This is a genomic window from Microbacterium sp. (genome assembly GCF_031988965.1).
In the GTDB taxonomy this organism is placed as follows: domain Bacteria; phylum Actinomycetota; class Actinomycetes; order Actinomycetales; family Microbacteriaceae; genus Microbacterium.
Genome location: NZ_DALZXX010000127.1, coordinates 1 through 8316 on the forward strand (window position 1 = coordinate 1; position 8316 = coordinate 8316).

Sequence of the window (8316 nt, forward strand, 5' to 3'; positions counted from 1 at the left end):
TGGCCCTCGTTCTCGGTGGAACCGTGTTCGCCTTCATGAACATGGGAGATCCCGACGCCGACGCGACGACCCCGCCGCCGACGACACAGTCGCAGACCCCCACTCCCTCGCAGGAGCCGACCCCCACCGCGACGCCGATCAACGTCGACGCACTGGGACTCATCGGTCTCCCCTGCCAGGAGGCCCTTGCCGCCGCGACCGAAGCGGGCCTCGTGCCGCAGTGCCGCGTGGGCACCACTCCGGCTCCGTCCGACGACCTCGTCGACGTCGTGGAATCGGTCGAGCCGCGCGGACTCCTCGAAGAGGGCGACTCGATCACCCTGACCGCGTATGCCCCCCGCGTGGACATCGGCGCCCCGGCATCCGCTCCGAGCCTCTCGGGAACGCCGGTCGCCGGTGAGCCCGTCACCCTGAACTGGACCGCGTTCTCGTGCCCCTCGGGCGCCGACGCGCTCAGCTCCTACGAGGTCACGATCACGAACGCGACCTTCAGCGACGGCAAGACCACGCGGAGCTTCCAGGGCCAGCTGAACGCCCAGATCACTCCGGCCAACGATCCTGCGCTGCAGGTCACGGCCATCTACCGCGCATTCTGCGGCGACCGCCCCTCGGGCAACTCGCCCCAGATGGCCGAGCAGATCACCGCGGCCGATGATGACGACGCGGCAGCAGGAACGGCAGCCGCGAACGGCGGAACGGGTTCGTCGAACGGCGGCACCGGAACCGCCACCACGGGCTCCGACGGCACGGGCACCGCCACAGCCGACTAGCAACTTCGCGTCGTAGTCTGTGAGAGCATTCATCAGGTCGTAACCAGGGGGTCAGTACGTGTCGACAGAGCCACGCGTCATCGCGGGACGCTACCGCGTCGATGAGCTCATCGGGCATGGCGGCATGGCCAAGGTGTACCGCGGTTACGACCTGACCCTGGGCCGCCAGGTGGCCATCAAGATCCTCGACCCCGAGCTGGCGCGCGACACGGCGTTCCGCACGCGCTTCCGCCTCGAAGCGCAGTCCGCGTCGCGCATGTCGCACCCGTCGATCGTGCGGGTGTACGACGCGGGCGACCCGTCGACCGGCTCAGGATCCGGCTCGGACGAGCCGCCCTACATCGTCATGGAGCTCATCAGCGGCACGCTGCTGAAGGACATCATCGCCCGGGGGCCCGTGCCCGTCGAAGACGCCGTGCGCTACGTCGACGGCATCCTCGAGGCGCTCGACTACTCCCACCGCGCCGGTGTGGTGCACCGCGACATCAAGCCAGGCAACGTGATGGTCACCGACAAGGGCCAGGTCAAGGTCATGGACTTCGGCATCGCCCGAGCCGTGTCCGACTCGTCGTCGACGGTCGCCGAGACGACGCAGATCATCGGCACCGCCGCGTACTTCTCTCCCGAGCAGGCCAAGGGCGAGCCCGTCGACGCCCGAGCCGACCTCTACTCCACCGGCGTCGTGCTCTACGAGCTGCTCACGGGTCGACAGCCGTTCCGGGGCGAGTCCCCTGTGGCCGTCGCCTACCAGCACGTCAGCGAGACCCCGGTTCCTCCCACCGAGGTCAACGAAGATGCCCCCGGCGCCCTCGACCCGATCGTGCTCCGCGCTCTCGCGAAGGACCCGTACCAGCGCTACCCGGATGCCGCGCACTTCCGCGCCGCCCTGGACTCCGCCGTGGCCGGCCGCGCGCCGAGCCGCAAGGAGCTCGGCGCCCTGACGAGCGAACTGTACGGTCCGAGCCCGCGCCAGGCTCAGGAGACCGCGCGGTCGCTGCGTCAGCTCAGCACCGACAGCACGATGGCGCGCACCCAGTCCGGTCCCCCGGTCGCGTGGATCTGGGCCGGAGTGGCGCTGCTGGCCGTGCTCCTGGCGTCCGTCCTGTTCTGGGTGTGGACGATCAGCATGCGCCCGAGCGACGTCCCGACCAGTTCGCGCACGGTCCCCGACCTCGTGAACGTGTCGTCGGAGCGCGCGCAACAGGACCTCGGCGAGCTGGATCTCACGGCGAAGCTCGTGCTCGAGTCGAGCACCGATATCGCCGAGGGCAACGTCACCCGCACGGATCCGACCTCGGGAACCGCGGTGAGCGAGGGCGACTCCGTGACCGTCTACGTCTCGTCGGGCAAGGAGACCGTCGTCGTGCCGACGCTCACGGGTCTGTCGCTGACGGCCGCGAAGGATGCTCTGGCGCAGGCCGGCCTGCAACTCGGCACGGTCACTCCCCGGAATGACAAGGGCCTCGCGGCCGACACCGTCATGGAGGCGAGCGAGGATCCCGACACCGAGGTCGCTCCCAAGACGGTCGTGAACCTCGTGGTCGCCAGCGGGCGCGTCACCATCCGCGACATGTCGGGGTGGACCGTCGACGCCGCGAGCGAGGAACTCGAGACTCTCGGACTCGTCGCGCAGCCCGTCGAGCTCGCCGACTGCACCCCCGTCACCCCGCCGACCGTGTCGTCGATGTCAGCCGCCCCCGGAGACGTGCCGATCGGATCGACGGTCGAGCTGCGCTTCTGCGGCGCTCCCGGAGACTGACGGCCACCGAGGTCGGCGCTGCCGGCGAGGTCAGCGCTGCAGCGGATGCAGCTCCGCAGCCCGCGCCACGGCATCGGCATCGCCGCACAGTGCGAGCCAGTTCGCGATGAGACGGTAGCCGCCCTCGGTGAGGACGCTCTCGGGGTGGAACTGCACTCCGACGATCGGCAGTTCCGCGTGCGCGAGCGCCATGACGGTGCCGCTGGCGGTGCGCGCCGACACGTGCAGCTCCGCGGGCAGGTCGCTCTCGGTGAGCGCGAGCGAGTGATAACGGCCGACGTCGAACGGCGAGGGGATGCCCTCGAACAGCGCAGATCCGTCGTGCACGACGCTCGACATCATCCCGTGCATGAGCTCAGGCGCCTCGGCCACGGGAGCGCCGAACGCCTCACCGATGGCCTGATGTCCGAGGCAGACGCCGAGCAGCGGCATCCCGAGCCCGGCGACGAGGCGCACGGCATCCACCGTGATGCCCGCCTCGCGGGGGGTTCCCGGACCCGGCGAGATCATCACGCCGTCGAAACCGGGAAGCAGTGCGCTGAACGCCGCCGTGTCGACGGCATCCGACTCGATCATCGTGACCTCGGCGCCGAGTTCGCGCAGGTAGCCGACGAGCGTGTGCACGAAGCTGTCGTGGTTGTCCACGACGAGCACGCGGATCATTCGAGGTCGACCTCGCCCGGTGTGATCAGCGGGCTCACCCAGGGGAAGACGAACCAGAAGAGCGCGTAGAGCACGGCGGCGACCAGCGCGAGCACGATGAAGAGTCGCAGCCACCAGGGGCCGGGCAGGATGCGCCAGATCGCGGCGTACATATGTCGTCGTTCCCTTCGGTCAGATCGACGGTGCGGCCGGAGGCGGCGGCGGGTCGGTGAGCGCGGCAGGTGGACCTTCGGCGCGGGGCTGGAAGCTCTCGAACACGCCGTATGCCACGATGCGCTCGGCGAGCGAGTACAGGGGCGAGCAGGCCGTCAATGTGATGTACCGCTCCCCGGTCTCGACCCCCGGCATCTGCGGCACGTCGAGAAGCACCTCGGTCTGCGTGGGCTTCACGTACTCCAGCGTGCGGAATCGGTAGGTGAACCATCCGTCCGGCGTCTCCACGACGATCGCATCGCCCAGCTGCAGCTTGTCGACCTGGTTGAACGGCTTGCCCCAGGTCGTGCGGTGCCCCGCCATCGCGAAGTTCCCGACCTCTCCGGGCATTTTCGAGTCGGTGTAGACGCCGATACCGAGATCGTCGAGCGTGCGAGCGCGGCTCGTGCCGCCGTAGATGCCCACGTTGTACTCCGAGCCGAAGCGCGGGATGTGCATCTGTGCCATCCACTGCGCGTCCGCGGGGGGCGCGGGGATCACCGGCTCGTAGTACGTCGTTCCGTCCTCGGCTTCGACGAGTGGTGGAGGTTCGGGGGCGGGCGCCTCAGCGAGCTGCTGCGACACCTGGGCGCCCTCGTCGTTCTTCTGCGCGCTGATGATGATGTCGCCGATCCACATCTGCCACGCGACGAACAGCAGCACGACCACGCCCGCGGTGAGCAGCAGCTCGCCGAGGACGCTCGTGAACGTGGCGCGCGATCGAGGGCGACGGTGCCGTACTCGTCGCTCCCCCGAGACGACGGATGCAGTCATGCGCCGATATTATCCCGACCGCCTGAACGAACGCCCCTGAGACCCGGTCCCATCTTCGAAAGAACTCATGGGTACAATGTCGGAATGGCACGTGACCGCAAGATCGAAGAGCCCGAAGCACCCCGCAGCGAGGGCGACACCACCCCCAATGCCGTGTGGTTCAAGCCGGTGATGGTCGGCTTCATGCTGCTCGGTCTCGCGTGGATCCTCGTGTTCTACATCTCCGGCATGCAGTTCCCGATCCCGGGTCTCGACAACTGGAACCTCGCGATCGGACTCGGAATCGCCCTGATCGGCTTCCTGATGACCACTCGCTGGCGCTGACGCCGGCCGCTCACGTACTGAAGGCCCCTCTCGCTCCGGCGAGAGGGGCCTTCTTCGGTTCTCCACCGAAGTTATCCACAGGTTATCCCCAATATGGGGAGAATTACACAGATGTTATTCACACCCGCTAACAACCCTGTTAACAACTCCCGATCAGGAGTAAACCGTGGTGATGAGCAGCGGAGGCACGAAGGCGACGATCACCAGCAGCGCCACGACGACCGCTGCGAGCAGCACGATCTGCAGGGTTCGCTGATTTCGGCGACGGGTGCGCGTGAGGATGAACGCGACCAGCGCGCCGACGAGCGCGCCACCGAGGTGGGCCTGCCACGCGATGCCGCCGATGAAGAACCCGATGACGAAGTTGATGCCGAGGATCACGAGGATCCCCGTGACGTTCGCCCCGAGGTGCCGACCGACGATGAGCAGCGCGGCCATGAGTCCGAAGATCGCACCTGAGGCGCCGACCGTGGCCGTGCCGGGGGCGATGAGCGCGACGGCCACGGAACCGCCGATGCCGCTGATCAGATAGAGAGCGAGGTATCGGACGCGACCGAGCATGGGCTCGAGGTTCTGCCCGAGCATCCAGAGCGCCAGCATGTTGAGTGCGAGATGGATGAACCCGCCGTGCACGAAGACGGCGGTGAGAAGTCGCCAGGGCTCGAACGGGTAGAGCGAGAGATCGGGGTAGAGGTACGCGGCAGCGAAGAGCAGCTGCTGCGTGATGGCGCCGCCCATTCCCGGCACCATCTGCAGCAGGCCGATGATCGAGGTGATCAGCAGCAGCGTGTAGGTGACGACCGGCTTGCCGCCGCGCGCCGTGGCCATCGCGGGCCGACTGCGCCAGCGGCGTTCGGCGCGCTTCTGCGCCGGGGTGCGGTTCTTGCGCTCGGCCTGCATGCACTCGGGGCAGATGACCCCGACCGCCGCCTGGGTCTGACACTCGGGGCAGATGGTGCGCAGGCACCGTTGGCAGAGCACGAAGCTCTGCCGATCCGGATGCCGGTAGCAGAAGTTGTCGCGGTTGTCCGCGAACTCAGGCGTGGTCATCCGGATCGGCCAGCGTCGGCGTCAGGCCGCGACGATGTCGATCGACTGCAGCACGACCGGCTCGATCGGGCGGTCGCCCGCAGCGGTCGGCACAGCGGCGATCTTGTCGACGACGGCCTTGGAGGCGTCGTCGGCGACCTCGCCGAAGATCGTGTGCTTGCCCTGCAGCCACGGCGTCGGATCGGTCGTGATGAAGAACTGCGAGCCGTTGGTGCCCTCGGCCTTGCCCGTGATGGCGTTGCGACGCAGGCCCGCGTTGGCCATGGCGAGGATGTAGGGCTCGTTGAAGTTGAGCTCCATGTTGATCTCGTCGTCGAAGTTGTAGCCGGGGCCGCCGACGCCCTGTCCGAGCGGGTCGCCGCCCTGGATCATGAAGTTCGGGATGATGCGGTGGAAGATGACGTCCTTGTACAGGGCACCCTCGCCCGGCTTACCCGTGGCCGGGTGAGTCCAGTCCTGGGTGCCGTCGGCGAGACCGACGAAGTTCTTGACCGTCTTCGGGGCGTGGTCGCCGAAGAGGTTGATGACGATGTCACCGTGGTTGGTGTGCAGGGTTGCGACATGAGAAGCGTGAGCCATGCCCTCATTCTCGCAGAGCTTCCCATGTGTGCGGCCTGAACTAGCGCGGTTCACTGCTCAGCGCAAGGGTTCGGCGATTCCCTCCCCCCATCCGGCCTCCCGTGGCAAGATGGGGAACCCGTACTCCAATCGACAGGAGAGCATCGTGAGCATCAGCCGCAAGCGGAAGAAGGAGCTGCGTCGTCTTCAGGCCGACGCCAACCAGCTCTGGGAGAACCAGCAGGTCCTGGTCGGCCACGCCGCCGACGTCGCCCGCGAGGCCGGACGCCAGCTCGGCCACTTCGGCCGCGAGCAGGTCGGTCCTGTCGTGCAGGACACCTACAACCGTCGTGTTCAGCCGGTCGTCGACCGCGGTGTGCGTTTCGGCCACCACGTCGTCGATGACAAGGTCGTCCCGATCGTCGGCGGGGTCGTCGGCACCGCGCTCACCGCGTGGGACGTCGCGAACGCCAAGCGCGAGGGCGTCGTCAAGAAGGTCAGGAAGGCCACCAAGCCCGAGCCCAAGGGCCCGGGCCTCGGATCGGTCATCGCCATCATCCTCGGTGCGGCCGCAGCCGTCGGCGTTCTCTACGCCGCCTGGCAGGCTCTGCGCGCCGACGACGAGCTCTGGGTCGCCGACGACCCGCTCTCCGCACCTGACGCGTGACCTCGACATCGGATTCCCCGGCCGCTGAGCCGGGGAATCTCCATGCCCGGGTGAAGGATGCCGCGGTGTCACGCGGTCTCGACATCGAGATCCGCGAGCGGCCCGAGGCCCGCAGCCTCTTCGAGGCCGCGGAGCTGCTCGGCATCCTGCCCTCCGGCATCGTCAAGACGCTCGTCGTCAAGCGGTCCGACGACACCTACCTGTTCGCGCTGGTGCCGGGAGGCCGGTCGATCTCGTGGCCCAAGCTGCGTGCGGTCGTCGGTGTCAACAAGCTGCGTCTTCCCGAGCCCGACCTCGCGCTCGCGGCGACGGGCTATGAGCGTGGGACCATCGTCCCCATCGGCAGCACCACCGACTGGCCGATCTACGCCGACGAGTCGATCGTCGGACAGCGCATCGCGATGGGTGCCGGCGTGCACGGCTACAGCCTGTTCGTCGACGCCGATGATCTCATCGCCGCGTACGGCGCGACCGTCGCCGACATCTCGGTGCCCGAAGAGCCTCGAGGCTGAGTCCGAGCGCCGCCTCGGTCAGAGGATGCCGGCCATCCGCAGAGCGATGTCGACGAGTTTCACCCGCTGCAGGTCCGACACCGACGGCAGAGTGAACCACTCGGCCCTGTCGGTGGATCCTTCGGTCTCGAAGCGGAGTCTTCCCCCGCTCACTGTCGCCCGGTAGACGATCCGGAGCGTGTGCAACGGCTGATCGGACGTGTTCACCCGCTGGCTCGCCGGGATGACCCGTGAGTGGATGCCGAGCAGTTCACCGACCTTGACGGTGTACCCGGTCTCTTCGCGGAGCTCACGGCGGACCGCATCCTCCGGAGACTCACCCGGCTCGAGACCGCCGCCCGGCATGGTCCAGGCCACTCGGCGTCCCTCGATCCAGCGCGCCAGAAGTATGCGTCCGTCGTCATCGGTGACGACCGCGTATGCCGCGACCCGCATGTCCATGACCTCACCATAGTCGCCGCGGGCGGCTCCCCCGCGCCCTATGTCATGCGACGCTGGCGTACATACCGCCCGGTCGGTATAATCCTCGAGAGACTGCCAGACAGTCCACGACGAGGAGGTCGGATGCGCATTCGCGGCGCAGTACTGGAACGCTCCGGAGACGAGCCGCCCTTCGCGCGCTCGCGCCCGTTCCGAATCGGTGAGCTCGATCTCGATCCGCCCGGCCCGGGAGAGCTGCTCGTCCGCATCGAGATCGCCGGCATCTGCCACTCCGACCTCAGCGTCGTCGACGGCAACCGTCCTCGTCCGCTGCCGATGCTGCTCGGCCATGAGGCCGCGGGGATCGTGGAGCAGCGCGGGGCCGATGTGACCGACATCGCCGTGGGCACGCGGGTGGTGATGACGTTCCTGCCCCGCTGCGGTGAATGCGACGGATGCCGCACCGACGGGCGTCTTCCCTGCAGCGTCGGTTCCGCAGCGAACGGAGCCGGTACCCTCGTCGGCGGCGGCATCCGGCTGCACGGCTCCGCGCAGCAGCCGGTGCATCATCATCTGGGCGTGAGCGCCTTCGCGACGCACGCCGTCGTCAATCGCACCTCGGTGGTC

11 protein-coding genes and 1 pseudogene are annotated in these 8316 nt (G+C 68.1%); 6 read left to right on the forward strand and 6 right to left on the reverse strand.

The annotated features are described in order from the left end of the window. A pseudogene (locus tag RTM68_RS15165) lies at window positions 1–770 on the forward strand (hypothetical protein); the annotation flags it as partial. A gap of 58 nt (window positions 771–828) precedes the next feature. Continuing rightward, the gene (gene pknB / locus RTM68_RS15170; RefSeq protein ID WP_312172468.1) at window positions 829–2529 is read left to right on the forward strand and encodes a Stk1 family PASTA domain-containing Ser/Thr kinase; all 1701 of its coding nucleotides are present in this window, start codon (window positions 829–831) and stop codon (window positions 2527–2529) included. Between the two features lie 30 nt (window positions 2530–2559). On the opposite strand, the gene RTM68_RS15175 is transcribed toward pknB, so the two are convergent. From RTM68_RS15175 to RTM68_RS15185, 3 genes are read right to left on the reverse strand one after another with little or no spacing between them, the layout of a single operon-like run. Further along, on the reverse strand, window positions 2560–3192 hold the full coding sequence (locus RTM68_RS15175; RefSeq protein ID WP_312172469.1) for a glutamine amidotransferase-related protein: 633 nt from the start codon (window positions 3190–3192) through the stop codon (window positions 2560–2562). Continuing rightward, window positions 3189–3344 carry a hypothetical protein gene (locus RTM68_RS15180; protein WP_194764400.1) on the reverse strand — a complete coding sequence of 52 codons (156 nt, stop codon included), beginning with the start codon at window positions 3342–3344 and terminating at the stop codon, window positions 3189–3191. The genes RTM68_RS15175 and RTM68_RS15180 overlap by 4 nt, the downstream gene beginning before the upstream one ends. 19 nt (window positions 3345–3363) lie before the next feature. After that, window positions 3364–4158 carry a class E sortase gene (locus RTM68_RS15185; RefSeq protein WP_312172472.1) on the reverse strand — a complete coding sequence of 265 codons (795 nt, stop codon included), beginning with the start codon at window positions 4156–4158 and terminating at the stop codon, window positions 3364–3366. A gap of 84 nt (window positions 4159–4242) precedes the next feature. Between RTM68_RS15185 and RTM68_RS15190 the strand changes: the two genes are divergently transcribed. Further along, the gene (locus tag RTM68_RS15190) at window positions 4243–4482 is read left to right on the forward strand and encodes a cell division protein CrgA (RefSeq protein WP_194764398.1); all 240 of its coding nucleotides are present in this window, start codon (window positions 4243–4245) and stop codon (window positions 4480–4482) included. A gap of 153 nt (window positions 4483–4635) precedes the next feature. Here RTM68_RS15190 and RTM68_RS15195 read toward each other — a convergent pair whose 3' ends face one another. Continuing rightward, entirely contained in the window at window positions 4636–5532 is an 897-nt protein-coding gene (locus RTM68_RS15195; protein ID WP_312172476.1) for a rhomboid family intramembrane serine protease, read from the reverse strand. Between the two features lie 21 nt (window positions 5533–5553). Beyond that, a complete protein-coding gene (locus tag RTM68_RS15200) occupies window positions 5554–6111 on the reverse strand; it encodes a peptidylprolyl isomerase (protein WP_194764396.1) in 558 nt (185 codons plus the stop codon). Window positions 6112–6256: 145 nt separating this feature from the next. Between RTM68_RS15200 and RTM68_RS15205 the strand changes: the two genes are divergently transcribed. Then, complete coding sequence (locus RTM68_RS15205; RefSeq protein WP_312172478.1) at window positions 6257–6757, forward strand: DNA helicase; 501 nt, start codon at window positions 6257–6259, stop codon at window positions 6755–6757. An 83-nt stretch (window positions 6758–6840) separates the two neighbouring features. Further along, on the forward strand, window positions 6841–7269 hold the full coding sequence (locus tag RTM68_RS15210) for an aminoacyl-tRNA deacylase (protein ID WP_396654238.1): 429 nt from the start codon (window positions 6841–6843) through the stop codon (window positions 7267–7269). A gap of 18 nt (window positions 7270–7287) precedes the next feature. Here RTM68_RS15210 and RTM68_RS15215 read toward each other — a convergent pair whose 3' ends face one another. Next, on the reverse strand, window positions 7288–7710 hold the full coding sequence (locus RTM68_RS15215) for an NUDIX hydrolase (RefSeq protein WP_312172481.1): 423 nt from the start codon (window positions 7708–7710) through the stop codon (window positions 7288–7290). A gap of 123 nt (window positions 7711–7833) precedes the next feature. On the opposite strand from RTM68_RS15215, the gene RTM68_RS15220 reads away from it, so the two are divergent. Next, on the forward strand, window positions 7834–8316 hold a 483-nt coding region (locus RTM68_RS15220), incomplete at its 3' end, for an alcohol dehydrogenase catalytic domain-containing protein (RefSeq protein WP_312172484.1).